Below are 14589 nucleotides of genomic sequence, written 5' to 3' on the forward strand. Positions count from 1 at the left end.
TGAACCATGGCTAATCTTCGCGAATTGCGTGACCGCATCCGGTCCGTCAACTCGACCAAGAAGATCACCAAGGCTCAGGAGCTGATCGCCACCTCGCGCATCACCAAGGCGCAGGCCCGGGTTGCTGCCTCGCTGCCGTACGCCCACGAGCTGTCGAACGTCATGGAGCGGCTGGCCGCTGCGAGCACCCTGGATCACCCCATGCTCCGAGAGCGTGAGGACGGGAAGGTCGCCGCTGTCCTGGTGGTGACCTCCGACCGAGGCATGGCCGGTGGCTACAACTACAACGTGTTCAAGAAGGCCGCCGAGCTCGAGAAGATGCTCGGGGAGGCCGGCTACGAGGTTGTCCGTTACGTCACGGGCAGCAAGGGCGTCGGCTACTACCAGTTCCGTGAGGAACCGGTCGCCGGTGCCTGGACCGGGTTCTCACAGGACCCGTCCTGGGAGGCCACCCATGACGTGCGCCGCCACCTGATCGACGGCTTCATCGCCGGTTCGACCGGTGAGGCGAAGTACCGGGAGGGCCTGAACTCCGGGGAGGACACCCCGGTGCGCGGCTTCGACCAGGTCCACGTGGTCTACACCGAGTTCGAGTCCATGCTGAGCCAGCACCCGCGCGCCCAGCAGCTCCTGCCGATCGAGCCCGTCATCCAGGAAGAGGAGATGGAGCTCGGCGAGAGCGCGCTGGAGGATCGCGGGAGCGACCTCGCCCCGGACTACGACTTCGAGCCGGACGCGGACACGCTGCTCGGTGAGCTGCTGCCCAAGTACGTCTCGCGCAGCCTGTTCGCGATGTTCCTCGAGGCCTCGGCCGCCGAGTCGGCGTCCCGCCGCAACGCGATGAAGTCTGCGACCGACAACGCGACCGAGCTGGTCCATGACCTCTCGCGCGTGGCCAACCAGGCCCGCCAGGCGCAGATCACCCAGGAAATCACAGAGATCGTCGGTGGCGCTGGCGCGCTCGCCGAAAGCGGAGAAAGTGACTAGATTATGACTACAGCTCTCGAAGAGCAGAACGTGCAGCGGGCGTCCAGCGCCGGCCGTGTCGTGCGCGTCACGGGTGCGGTCGTCGACGTGGAGTTCCCCCGCGGCGAGCTGCCCGCCCTGTACAACGCGCTGACTGTCGAGGTCACCCTCGAGGCAGTCGCCAAGACCATCACGCTCGAGGTCGCCCAGCACCTCGGCGACAACCTGATCCGTACCGTGGCCATGGCCCCGACCGACGGTCTCATCCGCGGCGCCACTGTCACGGACACCGGCAACCCGATCTCCGTCCCGGTCGGCGACGTCGTCAAGGGCCACGTGTTCAACGCCCTGGGTGACTGCCTCGACGAGCCGGGCCTCGGCCGCGACGGCGAGCAGTGGGGCATCCACCGCGACCCGCCGCCCTTCGACCAGCTCGAGGGCAAGACCGAGATCCTCGAGACCGGCATCAAGGTCATCGACCTGCTGACCCCGTACGTCAAGGGCGGCAAGATCGGCCTGTTCGGTGGCGCCGGCGTGGGCAAGACGGTCCTCATCCAGGAGATGATCACCCGTATCGCCCGCGAGTTCTCCGGTACCTCCGTGTTCGCCGGCGTCGGCGAGCGCACCCGTGAGGGCACCGACCTCTTCCTCGAGATGGAGGAGATGGGCGTTCTCCAGGACACCGCGCTGGTCTTCGGCCAGATGGACGAGCCCCCGGGAGTCCGTATGCGCGTGGCGCTGTCCGGTCTGACCATGGCGGAGTACTTCCGCGATGTCCAGCACCAGGACGTGCTGCTGTTCATCGACAACATCTTCCGTTTCACCCAGGCCGGCTCCGAGGTCTCGACCCTGCTGGGTCGTATGCCCTCCGCCGTCGGTTACCAGCCGACCCTGGCTGACGAGATGGGTGTCCTGCAGGAGCGAATCACCTCCACCAAGGGCCGTTCGATCACCTCCCTGCAGGCCGTCTACGTCCCCGCCGACGACTACACCGACCCGGCCCCGGCGACGACCTTCGCCCACCTGGATGCGACCACCGAGCTCGACCGCTCCATCGCGTCGAAGGGCATCTACCCGGCCGTGAACCCGCTGACCTCGACCTCCCGTATCCTCGAGCCGGGCATCGTCGGCGAGCGTCACTACGCGGTCGCGCAGCGCGTCATCGGTATCCTGCAGAAGAACAAGGAGCTGCAGGACATCATCGCCATCCTCGGTATGGACGAGCTGGGCGAGGAGGACAAGATCACCGTCCAGCGTGCCCGTCGTCTGGAGCGCTTCCTGGGCCAGAACTTCTTCGTCGCGGAGAAGTTCACCGGCCTGCCGGGCTCCTACGTCCCGCTGGAGCACACCATCGAGGCCTTCGAGCGCATCTGCGACGGCGACTTCGACCACTACCCGGAGCAGGCCTTCAACGGCCTGGGTGGCCTGGACGACGTCGAGGCCGCGTACAAGAAGATGACCGAGAAGTAGGGAGACGCACATGGCTGACATCACCGTGGAACTGGTTTCCGTGGAGCGCATGCTGTGGTCCGGACAGGCCACCATCGTCACCGCGGAGACCACCGAGGGTGAGATCGGCGTGCTGCCCGGCCACGAGCCCGTGCTCGGCCAGCTGGTCGAGAACGGTGTCGTGACCATTCGCCCGGTCGACGGTGACAAGCTCGTCGCCGCCGTCCAGGGTGGCTTCCTCTCCGTCTCGGCGGAGAAGGTCACCATCCTCGCCGACTTCGCTGTCTGGGCCGACGAGGTGGACACCTCCGCCGCGGAGTCCGACGCACAGCATGACGACGAGCTGACCCGGTCCCGCGCCGAGGCCGGTCTGCGCGCCGTCCGTCGCAAGGCAGAAGCCTAGCCGGACCACCGGCCCCAGGCTGAAGGCATCTGAAGGCACCGCGTCTTTCGCCTCTTCCTCTCTCGACACACCCGCCGGTCAGAGCCCCGAAATGGGGCGCTGACCTGCGGGTGTGTTTTGCTGTCCGGCGAGTTTGGCGACGGCGGCCCGGTTGGTAGACTCGTCAGCTAACCATCCTCTCCGGCGACAGCGTCGAGCAGCGCGGGTCACCACCCTTTCCGGGGACGGAGACGACAACAAGGAGCGCGCCGTGGACATCGTGATGTGGGTACTGATCGTCATCGCCGTTCTCGCCGTGCTGCTCGCAGCATGGCGTTTTCTGACTCTCAGATCCCGGGGCACCACTGTCATCCTGCGCCGGCTGCCCGCCGGCGGCACCCACGGCTGGCGGCACGGGACCATCCGCTACAACGGTGACGACCTGGAGTACTTCAAGCTGCGCTCCATCTCGCCGATGGCGAACCTCGTGTTCAACCGCAAGACCGCCGAGTTCCACGGCACCCGCGGGTTGACGGCCGCGGAGTCCTCTTTCATGGCCCCGGGACTGGGCGTCTTCGACATCTCCTTCGGTGGGACCCGCTACGAGATCGCCCTGGATCCGCACGGGGCGATGGCGCTGACCGCCTGGGTGGAGTCCGCCCCGCACATCCGCCAGGAGCGCATCGACCACCACGCCCTGCGGGAGAAGATCACCCGGCGACGGGGCCGGAACTGAACTCCGATACCCTGGATTTCATGCGTCTCGTCATCGCCCGCTGCTCAGTTGATTATGTCGGCCGTCTGGAGGCCCACCTGCCCATGGCGGATCGTCTCCTCATGATCAAGGCCGACGGTTCCGTCTCCGTCCACGCCGACGACCGCGCGTACAAACCCCTGAACTGGATGACCCCGCCCTGCAGTGTCACGGAATCGCCGATCACGGACGAGGACGGCGAGGACACCGGTGACCTGCTGTGGATCGTGGAGAACCCCAAGGGGGAGCAGCTGCGCATCACCATCGAGGCCGTGCACCACGAGCGGACCTTCGAGCTGGGGGAGGACCCCGGCCTGGTCAAGGACGGCGTGGAGGCCCACCTGCAGGAGCTGCTCGCCGAGCACATCACCACCCTCGGCGAGGGTTACAGCCTCATCCGCCGCGAGTTCCCGACCGCGATCGGACCGGTGGACATCCTCGCGAAGGACCACGACGGGGTCACCGTCGCCGTGGAGGTCAAGCGCCGCGGCGGCATCGACGGCGTCGAGCAGCTGAGCCGCTACCTCGAACTGCTCAACCGCGATGAGCTGCTCCGGCCCGTGCAGGGCGTGTTCGCCGCCCAGCAGATCAAGCCGCAGGCGCGCACCCTGGCCGAGGACCGCGGCATCCGCTGCGTGACCCTGGACTACCAGGCGCTGCGCGGCATCGAGAGCGACGAGCTGCGGTTGTTCTAGATGCCACGCAGGAACCGCCCGTCCCGTGGGGCCGGCCGCGGGAATCCGGGACGCCGGGATCAGCGCGCCGTGCCGCGGGAGCTGCCGCGCGACGGGGCCGCCTTCTACGGCACGCAGGAGACGGAGGGTCCGCGCTGGACCTTCGGTGAGCCGTACCTGTTCCGTCACATGGGCTCGCACGCGGCGAAGAAGTTCTACGTCTGCCCCGGGTGCAACCAGAACATCCCTCCCGGGGTGGCGCACATCGTCGCCTGGCCGAAGGAGACGGGCCGCGGCGCCGACGACCGGCGGCACTGGCACCGCCACTGTTGGGACCGGCGGTGACGCGGAACCCGCAACGGGTAGCCTGGTGGACATGATCATCGCTTTTTCCGTCGCCCCGACCGAGACCCCGAGCCCGACGGCTGAGATGGCCGACGCCGTCTCCGAGGCCGTGCGCGTCGTGCGGGCCTCCGGCCTGCCGAACGAGACCAACGCCATGTTCACCCTGATCGAGGGGGAGTGGGACGAGGTGATGGCCGTGGTCAAGGAGGCCACCGACGCCGTCCTCGCGGTCTCCCCGCGCGTCTCGCTCGTCCTCAAGGCCGATATCCGCCCCGGGCACACCGGGCAGCTGACCCAGAAGGTCGACTCCGTGGAGAAGCGCCTCGGAGGTGGGAAGTAGTGACCACCCCGAACCGCTTCGTCTCCGGGGCCCTGGACCTCGGTGAGGTCAAGGCCCGTGCCGAGGCCCGCCAGCAGGCCGCCCGGACACAGCAAAACGGGCAGCAGCCCGCAGCCGGCGGCGTCCAACCCTTCCTCACCGTCACGCCCGCCAACTTCGAGGAGGAGGTCGTCCGCCGTTCGCTGCAGGTGCCGGTGGTCGTCCTGGTGGGAACCCCACGCAGCCCCGACTCCGAGCAGCTGAAGGCCGACCTGCAGGCCCTGGCCTCCGGGGGCGGGCTCAGCTTCATCGCGGCCTACGTCGACGCCGACGCCACCCCCGAGGTGGCGCAGGCTTTCGGCGTGACCGGCCTGCCCACGGTGATCGCGCTCGCCGCCGGCCATCCGCTGACCAATTTCGAGGGTGGTCAGCCGAGGGACGCGGTCAAGCAGTGGATCGATGCGCTCGTCCAGCAGGTCGGCCCGCAGCTGCAGGGGCTCGACGCCCAGCCGACCGCGGCACCGCAGGAGGAGCCGGAGGACCCGCGTCTCGACGCCGCGACCTCCGCGCTCAACACCGGCGACTTCGACGCCGCGATCGCCATCTACGAGGACATCCTCACCGGTGATCCGAAGAACGCCGAGATCGCCCAGGCCCGCGACACCGCCCGTCTGCTCAAGCGGCTCAACCCCGCGGAGCGCACCGACGACCCGGTCGCCACCGCCGACGCGGACCCGGCGGACGTCGACAAGCAGTTCGACGCCGCCGACGCCGAGATCGTCGCCGGGGCCCCCGAGAAGGCCTTCGACCGGCTCATCGCCCTGATGACCACGCAGGCCGGCGAGGACAGGACCCGCGTGCGCGACCGCCTGGTCGAGCTGTTCGCGCTCTTCGACGCCGCCGATCCACGGGTGGTCACCGCGCGGACGAAGATGGCCAGCGCCCTGTTCTGAGGGCACCCGGCCCGGGTGTCACCGCCCCTGCCCGCGCCCGGCCAGGGACGTGACCCGGTCGTCGCCTGAGTCCCGGGCGGCGTTGAGGATGTCGCGGGCCATGGCGTCGTTGCGCCGGAAGGGGGCGGCGTTCGTGTTCGGCCGGGAGAACGCGCCGAGCGGAATTTCGGAACTCGTGGGGCCGGTGGCCCACAGCCGGGTGTGCCGGGAGCCGTCCGGGCGGAGCAGCTGGTGGTCGGTGTCCACCTCGAGCCGGCCCGTGCCCACCGGGTGTCCGGCCCCGGTCGGGGCGTCGATACGCTCCTCGCGCACCAGGCCGTCAGCCGTGACCTGCGCCAGCAGCGGGTTCGCGGTGCCCTCGACCACCTGCGGGGGTAGGAAGGCGTCGATGTAGGCCTCCGCGCTGAGCTCGACGGGGGACTGGTGGCTGGTGGCCGTGAAGCGGCCGGTCTCCTCGTCGGCGCGCACGACCACACCCGGGCCCAGGAAGCGGAGGACGTCGGCGCGGTGCAGGGCCAGCAGCTGGTGGAGCCGGTGGGGTGGGGGGCCGGAGTCCACCAGGCTGAAGAAGGACTGCCAGCGGTCGGGGAAGACGTGGCGGGAGGCGGCGTCCAGCCGGGCGACCGGCAGGATCCGGGCCAGCTCCATGTGGATGAGCAGGATCGCCATGAACAGCGCCTGGGTCTCGGAGTGCTCCGGGGAGGTCCGCAGGTGCAGATCCTCCTCGATATAGGCCACGAGTGCGTCCTCCACCTCCTCAGGGGAGGAGAAATGCCGCCCGGCGAAGGGGAGATTGATCGCCGCCAGATCCAGGTGGAGGGAGTCATCCGGCACGGCGGCGGCGATGAGGGCGGAACGGTCGGCGCCTGCCGCGACGGCGGAGCGGAACCGCGGTTCGAACTCCTCCCAGCTCATCGCCGACCACCCGGGATGGCCCGTGAGGATCTCCCGGTAGACAAAGTACTCGCACTCGGCGGTGATGGCCGGCAGGATGTGCTCGCGGAAATTGATGGTCTCCGGCAGCCGGTTGATGAGCTCGGGCGTGATGAACTGCAGCCGGGTGCCGGTCTGCCCGCGCAGCTGCGAGCTGATCTTCGAGTGGTAGGGCACCCCGCGCCGCGACCCGATCCACATCCGCGGCTCGCGCCCGGAGGGCTCGTAGCGCAGTCGGTCGGGCTGATCCGGGCGCGGATCCGGGTGGAAGACGCCGCCGCGCCCCTCGCCGAGTTGGGCCATCACGTCGATGAACGCCAGGCCCATGCCGGAGACGAGAACATCCCGGCCGGCCCCGACCCCGGAGAGGTCGAGCTCGTGGGACTGCGCGGGGGCGGAGTAGAACAGCCCGTGCCGCCGGGCGAAGTCCCGGTTGGCCGTGGCGCGGGCGTCCTGCGCGGCGTCGGTGTGGCCGAGGGAGAGCACGACGAGATCCGCCTCGAGCACGGTGCCGTCGGACAGCCGGGCGGTGAAGGGGGAACCGTCGCCGTCCGCCCCGGCGTGCTCGGTCAGCGAGGTGACCAGGAGGGGGTGGGAGGCCACGGTGACGTGCCCGGGCAGAGTCTGGATGGTCTCGTGGAAGAACCAGCTCAGGTACTGCGACAGCAGGCGCCGGGAGGCGAAGCTGCCGCCGTCCAGCCCGGCCAGCTCCGGGAGCAGGTCGTCCGTGCCCTCGGGCAGGCTGATCTCCCCCGCGCGGACGAGCGCGGCCCATTCGCTCAGGGACGGTCCGGGCCGTGCGGGCCCTGCACAGGTCACCGAATCATCGGTGAAGACGCTGACGTCCTCGGCGCGGGAGTTCATCAGCAGTAGACCGCTCTGATCAGGGCGCCAGATGCGTCCGGCGCCGGGCTGGTGCGGATCGGCGATGTCGATGTGGAGACGGGAGCCGTCCAGCAGGTCGGTGTTCGCCAGGATGCGCTCGAGGATGCCCGCGGCGCGGGGACCTCCTCCGACGATGAGCAGACGGGTGAGCGGAGCGGGCATCCTTCTCCTTCGGCCGGTGGTGGGCGGGGCAGGGGCTGAATGTGGGCCACCATCCGGTTTACGCGTTGGTGTCAACAACAGGCTAGCCTGTGGTAGACAGTTTAGTCTAATGAGTTAGACTGCTCAGTCTGCCGGTGGTGGTGCGCTCAGTTTCCCCGACCGGCCCGACTCCGACCAGAGAAAGGTGGTAGCCACATGGTTTCCCGCAGCGGGGCCGCCGAGCAGGCGGCGACCCGGAGGCCCGAGACGCAGCGGGACTCGTCCCCGGGGCCGGGGCGCTCGATCACGGACTACCGCGTCAAACCCGTGCGTCGTCCCGGCCGCTGGGTGGGCACCGTGCTGGTCGCGCTGCTGGTCCTGGCCGTCTTCTGGTCGTTCGCGACCAACCCCCGGTGGGGCTGGGACGTCGTCGCCGCGTGGCTGTTCGCCGAGTCCGTGCTTGTCGGCCTGTTCGAGACCCTCAAGCTGACCGTCATCGCCGGTGTGCTCGGTTTCGTCCTCGGTGCCGTGCTCGCCCTGATGCGACTGTCGAGTTCGCCGTTGCTGTCGGGTGTGTCCTGGACCTTCTCCTGGATCTTCCGTTCGACGCCGCTGCTGGTTCAGCTGTTGCTCTGGTACAACATCGGTTATCTCTACGAACAGGTCACCCTCGGTATCCCGTTCACCGGCATCGCCTTCCTGAACATGGAGACCAATGAACTGATCACCCCGTTCATGGCGGCTATCCTCGGCCTGGGCCTCCACCAGGCCGCCTATGCCGCCGAGATCATCCGCGGCGGTATCCTCTCGGTGGACCAGGGCCAGCTCGAGGCCGCGGCCGCCCTGGGCATCCCGGCCAGCGACCGCTCCCTGCGCATCGTGCTGCCGCAGGCCATGCGGGCCGCACTGCCGGCCTCCTTCAACGAGATCATCTCTCTGGTCAAGGGCACCGCCATCGTCTACGTGCTCGCCTACCAGGAGCTGTTCCTCACGGTCCAGGTCGTCTACGCCCGGACCCAGGAAGTGCTGCCGATGCTGCTGGTCGCCACCATCTGGTACATCGTGATCACCTCGGCGCTGTCGATCGCCCAGTACTACGTCGAGCGCCACTTCGCGAAGGGCTCCCTGCGTGAGCTGCCGCCCACGCCGCTGCAGCGCTTCCGCGCGAAGTTCCGCCGTCGTCCCGAGAGCTCCGGCCCGTCCTGGGCAGCGACTCAGTCGTCGGCGTCTCCGTCGGCCTCCGAGCCCACGTCCCGGCCGACACAGCACACCCAGGAGGGATCACTGTGAGCCAGCAGAACAACACCGCCCAGGCGCCGACCGCGACCCGCGGAAAGGTGGAGATCACCGACGTACGGAAGTCCTTCGGCCGGCAGGAGGTCCTGCACGGGGTCTCCCTGACCGTGGAACCGGGCGAGGTCACCGTGATCATCGGCCCCTCGGGTTCCGGGAAGTCCACGCTGCTGCGGACCATCAACAACCTGGAGACGATCAACGCCGGCATGGTGCGGGTCGACGACGAGATCATGGGTTACCGGCAGGACGCCTCCGACCCGCGCGTGCTGCACGAGCTGACCGAGGCCGAGATCCTGCGCCAGCGCACGGGGATCGGCATGGTCTTCCAGAACTTCAACCTCTTCGGCCACATGACAGTCCTGCGCAACATCACGGAGGCACCGGTCCGCGCACTCGGCGTGCCGGTGAAGGAGGCCCAGGCCACCGCCCGCCGCCTGCTCGAACGCGTCGGCCTGGCCGACAAGGAGGACGCCTACCCGCGTCAGCTCTCGGGCGGCCAGCAGCAGCGCGTGGCCATCGCCCGGGCCCTGGCCCTGCAGCCGAAGGTCCTGCTCTTCGACGAGCCGACCAGCGCACTCGACCCCGAGCTCGTCGACGAGGTGCTCGCCGTCATCCGCGACCTCGCCGATGAGGGAACCACCCTGGTCGTGGTCACCCACGAGATGGGGTTCGCCCGCACGGTGGCGGACACGGTCGTGTTCATGGCCGACGGCCGGATCGTGGAGCAGGGCCCGCCCGCCGAGTTCTTCAACCACCCGCGGCATGACCGCACCCGGGACTTCCTGTCCCGGATCCGCGACGTCGGAGGGGAGGAGTGACGGCGATGCGCGCACCGCAACTCCGGCGCCGTGCCACCCTGGCGGTCGTGGGGGTGGTCACCGCCCTCGGCCTGGCCTCCTGCGCCGATCCGGTCAATCTCGCGGCCGTGGAGGACACGGGTCTGAATCTCAGCCCCGCGCAGAATCCGGTCCGCTCCACCGCCAACCCGGAGATCGCCGCGATGGTGCCCGAGCAGATCAGCGCCGACGGTGCACTGACGGTGGGCAGTCTCATCCACGGCGCCCCGCCCCTGGTCATGATGGCCACCGACAACGCCACACCCATCGGGGTGGAGGTCGACCTCGCCCGACTGGTGGCCGACAAGCTGGGCCTGGAGCTGGATCTCGAGCTGACGAGCTGGGACAACTGGCCCTTGAAGGTGGAGGCCAACGAGTATGAGGCGATGCACGCCAACATCGGCATCACGGACGAGCGGATGCAGAAATTCGATTTCACGCCCTACCGCGCCGCGTATCTGGGCTTTCTCAAACCTGCCGACAGTGACCTGCGCATCGAGAGCGCCGACGACATCGCGGGCCTGCGCATCGCGGTGGTCGCCGGGACGAATCAGGAGCGCGTGCTCCTGGCTTGGAACGAACAGCTGGCGGCGCAGGGGAGGGAACCGGCCGACCTGTACTACTACGTCAACGAAAACGACATGACGATGGCGGTGGTCTCCGGGCGCGTCGACGCGTTCTTCAACCACTTCCCGGGCGCGTCCTACCTGGCCAGCACCCGCGAGGACGTGGCGGTGGCCGGACAGATCTCGGCCGGCTGGCCCGATGAGACGCTCGTCGGCGCCGCGATGGCCCGCGGTTCGGGGCTGGCCCCGGCCTACACCGCGGCCATGAACGAACTGATCGAGGAGGGCACCTACCAGCAGGTGCTGGACCGGTGGGAACTCGGCGAGGAGGCCCTGCCCGGGGTGGAGACGAGGAGTCTGGAGGATTATGGCAACTGAGAATACTGAAAGCGCTGAAAGCACCGGCTTCGCCGCCGAGTGGGAGAGCTGGCACGCCACACACGAGAAGGGCGTCGGCGCCCCGTTCGGCCCGCTGTCCCCGGTGGGCATGGCCTGGCTCGACGAGACCCCGGTGCGGGTCAACGGCGCGCCGGGTCGGTGGTCCTGGCGTGACGGCCGGGTCGTCCTGGAGTTGGCGGTGGGGGAGAACCCCGTGCTCGACGGGCGCGAACTCAACCCGCGGGGCGGGGACACCACGGTGTCCCTTCCCGAGGTCACCGCCGTCGGCTACCTGATCGGGGACGGCGACCACCGCATCGAGGTCGCGCTGCGCGGGTCCCGCCCCATCGTGCGTCCCCGGCACCCACGCAACCCGTCAGTCACCGGCTACCGCGGCACCCCCGCGTACCCGGCCGATCCCGCGTGGGCGGTCACCGCCACCTACCGCCCGTTCGATCACCCGCGCCCGATCACCCTGGGCTCGGTGCTCGACGGGCTCGAGCACGAGCAGTTCCGTGCCGCCGGCACTCTGGTCCTCGAGCTCGCCGGCACCAACCACGAGCTGACGGTCCTGGCCACCGGCGACCCGACCACGGTCCAGCTGCTGTTCACCGACGCCACCTCCGGCGCCACCACCTGGCGGGACGCCCGCACCCTGTCCGTCGACGTCTCCGGTCCGGTTATCGTCGACTTCAACCGGGCCGTGAACCTGCCCTGCGCCTACACCGACCACGCGACCTGCCCGCTGCCGCCGGCCGGCAACCACCTCGACGTTGAGGTCACCGCAGGCGAAATCATCCCGAACGAAAGAAAGTGAAGGAAACAGTGACTTCATCACAGCAGCGTCCGGAGTACGGCCGCACCCTCGCCCAGCCCTTTCTCGCGCTGAATCTCGACGGGGCCGGCGACCATCCCGCCGCCCGGGAGCCCGAAGCCGGGCAGGCCGCCGCCCACTCGGGACGTCGCCTCGCCACCCGCGTGCAGGCCGCGGAGGCCGGGGGTTTCCAGGCGATCACCTTCGCCGACGGCGCCCTCGACGCCCGCGCCACCACCCACCCGGGCCGACTGGCCGGCATCCACGCCGCCGCCTACGCCGGCCCCCTGACCCGCCGCGCCGCGCTCATCCCGGTCGCCGACGTCGTCTACACCGAGCCCTTCCACCTGGCCACCCAGCTGATGTCCCTGGACTTCGTCACCCGCGGCCGCGCCGGCTGGATCGTCTACGGCACCGGCGAAGAGATCGAGGCCCGCACCGTCGGCCGCGAGGTCGCCGACGCCGCGCGCGTCAAGCGCGAGGTCGTCGACGCGATCGAGGTCGCCCGCCGTACCTGGGACTCGTGGGAGGACGACGCCGAAATCCGCGACGTCGCCACGGGCCGCTTCCTCGACGCCGACAAGATCCACTACGTCGACTTCGAGGGCGAGAACTACTCCGTCAAGGGCCCGTCGATCACCCCGCGCCCGCCGCAGGGCCAGCTGCCCGTACTCGCCCCCTCCGACCTGGTCTCCGCCGAGGCCGAGGTCGACGGCGTGCTCGTCGCCGCGGACTCCGTCGACGCCCTGCTCGAGGCCGCTGCCACCGCCCGCGACAACGGTGCCCGCATCGTCATCGCGGAGGTCGCGGTGGCGCTCGACGCCCGGGGCCGCGCCGCCGCCGACCGGCTGGCCACCCTCGACGCCGAGACGATCTGGACCCCGGACACGGTGCTGCTCAGCGGCACCGCCGCGCACGTCACCTCGGAGCTGGCCCGCGTGCTCGCCGCCGTCGACGGTGTGCGCCTGCGCCCGGCCGAGGTCGATGTCGACCTGCCGGAGCTGGTCAACCTCGTCCTGCCGGGGCTGCGCCGGAAGACCGGCCTCGCCGAGACCCCGGTGGACGGTAGCTTCCGTGATCTGCTCGGGCTCACACGCCCCGCCAGCCGCTACACCGCCACCACCGCATCGAAGGAGAACTGATGAGCACCACTGACTTCACCCCCTCGGGCGTCCTGCAGTTCGGCTGCTTCTTCCAGGGCGTCAACGCCGGCACCGTGTGGAAGAGCCCGGAGTCCGGATCCCAGATCGACTTCGAGTCCTTCCGGCAGATGGTCACCACCGCCGAGCGCGGCAAGTTCGCCGCCTTCTTCCTCGGTGAGGGCCTGCGCATGCGCGAGCACCGCGGCCGCATCTACGACCTCGACGTCTCCGGCCGGCCCGACGCGCAGACGCTGCTCGCCGCGGCCGCCGCCATCACCGGGAACATCGGCCTGGTGGCCACCCAGAACACCACCTACAACGATCCGGTGGATCTGGCGCGCCGGCTGCACAGCCTGGACCTGCTCTCCGAGGGGCGGGCGGCGTGGAACATCGTGACCACCGACAACGCCTGGACCGGGGCGAACTTCCGCCGCGGCGGCTATCTCGACCACGCCGACCGCTACAAGCACGCCGAGGCCTTCGTCCGGGTGGCCAAGGACATCTGGGCCGGGCGGGCGGTCGACCACGTGGGCGACCACTACCGCATCGACTTCACCCCGGCCCTGCCCGTCAGCCCCCAGGGAAGACCGGTGCTCTTCCAGGCCGGTGCTTCCCCACAGGGCCGCGACGTGGCCACCGGGCAGGCCGACGTGATCTTCTCCCCGTTCGCCGCGCTGGAGAAGGCGCAGGAGTTCCGCACCGACATTGTCGAGCGCACGGTCAAGGCGGGACGTCCCGCCAATGACGTGAAGATCATGCCCGTCGCCGAGTTCATCCTCGCCGACACCCCGGCGGAGGCGAAGGAGCGGGAGGCCCGCGTGCGCGGACTCCAGGTCGGCCCGGAGCAGGCCATCGCCTACCTCGAGCAGTACTGGGGCACCGACCTCTCCGGGCTCGACGCCGACGGCCCGCTGCCGGAGTTCGACCCGGTGGTCGAGGAATCCGACGTCACCCGTGGCGCGATGTTCCAGGGTGCCAAGGCCAAGGAGCTGGCGCAGGCCTGGCGCAAGGAGGCGGAGGAGAAGGGGTGGAGCATCCGACAGTTCGCCACCAGCCGCCTGACTCAGCCGGGCAACTCCTTCGTCGGCAGCTACGACGAGGTGGCCGACCGGCTCGCCGAGTACGCCCGCACCGGTGCCGTGGACGGTTTCAACATCAGCCCGTGGCTCGTGCCCTCCGGCCTCGACGACATCGTCAACGGCCTGGTGCCGCGCCTGCAGGACCGCGGGATCTACCCGGCGGACTACGCCGGCCCCACCCTGCGCGAGAACCTCGGCCTGCGTCCGGTCGGGTAAGGGGGGGGCAGGGAAGTGGTGCGCCGGGATGTTTCCCCGGTGCGCTAATCCATCTGGAGGACGGTCCGCAGTTCGGCGAACAGCTCGGGGCGGACCGAGTGGATGACCGTGCGGCCTGCGCGGCTGCGCTCCAGCAGACCGGCGTCGGTGAGCTTCTTCAGGTGGTGGGAGACCGTCGGCTGGCTGAGGTCGAGCTTCCCGGTGAGCTCCCCGACGCTGACGGGGCCGCACCCGCCGGCGGCCAGCTGGGACAGGATCCGCAGCCGCGCGGGGTCGGCGAGGATCTTGAACAGTGCGGCGTAGCGTCCGGCCTCGTCATCGCTCAACGGACCGCTGCCGAGTGAGCAGCAGTCGGTGAGATCCGTGAGAGGAAGGAACTGGCCGGTCGTCATACCCACCACCATATATTGACTGCCATCGATATGGGAAGTAGTTTTCATATCGATCAACGTCAATACCAT

General features: G+C 69.4%; 16 protein-coding genes. 14 read left to right on the forward strand and 2 right to left on the reverse strand.

Annotated features, from left to right (window positions below; all coding sequences use genetic code 11):
* Window positions 1-6: 6 nt before the first annotated feature.
* The 8 genes from A605_RS06225 (at window position 7) to A605_RS06260 (ending at window position 5842) form a co-directional block, all read left to right on the forward strand.
* Complete coding sequence (locus A605_RS06225; RefSeq protein WP_015400657.1) at window positions 7-987, forward strand: F0F1 ATP synthase subunit gamma; 981 nt, start codon at window positions 7-9, stop codon at window positions 985-987.
* Between the two features lie 3 nt (window positions 988-990).
* Window positions 991-2436 (forward strand): F0F1 ATP synthase subunit beta, encoded by a 1446-nt coding sequence (gene atpD, locus A605_RS06230; protein WP_027004461.1) that lies wholly within the window; start codon window positions 991-993, stop codon window positions 2434-2436.
* Between the two features lie 10 nt (window positions 2437-2446).
* Window positions 2447-2818 carry a F0F1 ATP synthase subunit epsilon gene (locus A605_RS06235; protein ID WP_015400659.1) on the forward strand — a complete coding sequence of 124 codons (372 nt, stop codon included), beginning with the start codon at window positions 2447-2449 and terminating at the stop codon, window positions 2816-2818.
* Between the two features lie 250 nt (window positions 2819-3068).
* Window positions 3069-3533, forward strand: coding sequence for a DUF2550 domain-containing protein (locus A605_RS06240; RefSeq protein WP_015400660.1), 465 nt, complete (start codon window positions 3069-3071; stop codon window positions 3531-3533).
* A 20-nt stretch (window positions 3534-3553) separates the two neighbouring features.
* A complete protein-coding gene (gene nucS / locus A605_RS06245; RefSeq protein WP_015400661.1) occupies window positions 3554-4246 on the forward strand; it encodes an endonuclease NucS in 693 nt (230 codons plus the stop codon).
* Window positions 4247-4570, forward strand: coding sequence for a hypothetical protein (locus tag A605_RS06250; RefSeq protein ID WP_042440087.1), 324 nt, complete (start codon window positions 4247-4249; stop codon window positions 4568-4570).
* A 31-nt stretch (window positions 4571-4601) separates the two neighbouring features.
* Complete coding sequence (locus tag A605_RS06255; protein WP_015400663.1) at window positions 4602-4910, forward strand: thiamine-binding protein; 309 nt, start codon at window positions 4602-4604, stop codon at window positions 4908-4910.
* Entirely contained in the window at window positions 4910-5842 is a 933-nt protein-coding gene (locus A605_RS06260) for a tetratricopeptide repeat protein (RefSeq protein ID WP_015400664.1), read from the forward strand. Before A605_RS06255 ends, A605_RS06260 begins: the two co-directional genes overlap by 1 nt.
* A gap of 18 nt (window positions 5843-5860) precedes the next feature.
* On the opposite strand, the gene A605_RS06265 is transcribed toward A605_RS06260, so the two are convergent.
* A complete protein-coding gene (locus A605_RS06265) occupies window positions 5861-7822 on the reverse strand; it encodes an FAD/NAD(P)-binding protein (RefSeq protein WP_015400665.1) in 1962 nt (653 codons plus the stop codon).
* Window positions 7823-8017: 195 nt separating this feature from the next.
* On the opposite strand from A605_RS06265, the gene A605_RS06270 reads away from it, so the two are divergent.
* From A605_RS06270 to A605_RS06295, 6 genes are read left to right on the forward strand one after another with little or no spacing between them, the layout of a single operon-like run.
* Complete coding sequence (locus tag A605_RS06270) at window positions 8018-9091, forward strand: amino acid ABC transporter permease (protein ID WP_015400666.1); 1074 nt, start codon at window positions 8018-8020, stop codon at window positions 9089-9091.
* Window positions 9088-9915, forward strand: a complete 828-nt coding sequence (locus A605_RS06275) for an amino acid ABC transporter ATP-binding protein (protein ID WP_015400667.1) — start codon at window positions 9088-9090, stop codon at window positions 9913-9915. The genes A605_RS06270 and A605_RS06275 overlap by 4 nt, the downstream gene beginning before the upstream one ends.
* Before the next feature lie 5 nt (window positions 9916-9920).
* Window positions 9921-10877 carry a transporter substrate-binding domain-containing protein gene (locus A605_RS06280; protein ID WP_015400668.1) on the forward strand — a complete coding sequence of 319 codons (957 nt, stop codon included), beginning with the start codon at window positions 9921-9923 and terminating at the stop codon, window positions 10875-10877.
* Entirely contained in the window at window positions 10867-11694 is an 828-nt protein-coding gene (locus A605_RS06285; RefSeq protein WP_015400669.1) for a DUF1684 domain-containing protein, read from the forward strand. Before A605_RS06280 ends, A605_RS06285 begins: the two co-directional genes overlap by 11 nt.
* A gap of 8 nt (window positions 11695-11702) precedes the next feature.
* Complete coding sequence (locus tag A605_RS06290) at window positions 11703-12833, forward strand: LLM class flavin-dependent oxidoreductase (protein WP_015400670.1); 1131 nt, start codon at window positions 11703-11705, stop codon at window positions 12831-12833.
* Window positions 12833-14128 (forward strand): LLM class flavin-dependent oxidoreductase, encoded by a 1296-nt coding sequence (locus A605_RS06295; protein WP_015400671.1) that lies wholly within the window; start codon window positions 12833-12835, stop codon window positions 14126-14128. Before A605_RS06290 ends, A605_RS06295 begins: the two co-directional genes overlap by 1 nt.
* 44 nt (window positions 14129-14172) lie before the next feature.
* Here the strand turns inward: A605_RS06295 and A605_RS06300 are convergent, their stop codons facing one another.
* The gene (locus A605_RS06300) at window positions 14173-14520 is read right to left on the reverse strand and encodes an ArsR/SmtB family transcription factor (protein ID WP_015400672.1); all 348 of its coding nucleotides are present in this window, start codon (window positions 14518-14520) and stop codon (window positions 14173-14175) included.
* Window positions 14521-14589: the final 69 nt, after the last annotated feature.

The sequence above is a fragment of the Corynebacterium halotolerans YIM 70093 = DSM 44683 genome (genome assembly GCF_000341345.1).
Classification (GTDB): domain Bacteria; phylum Actinomycetota; class Actinomycetes; order Mycobacteriales; family Mycobacteriaceae; genus Corynebacterium; species Corynebacterium halotolerans.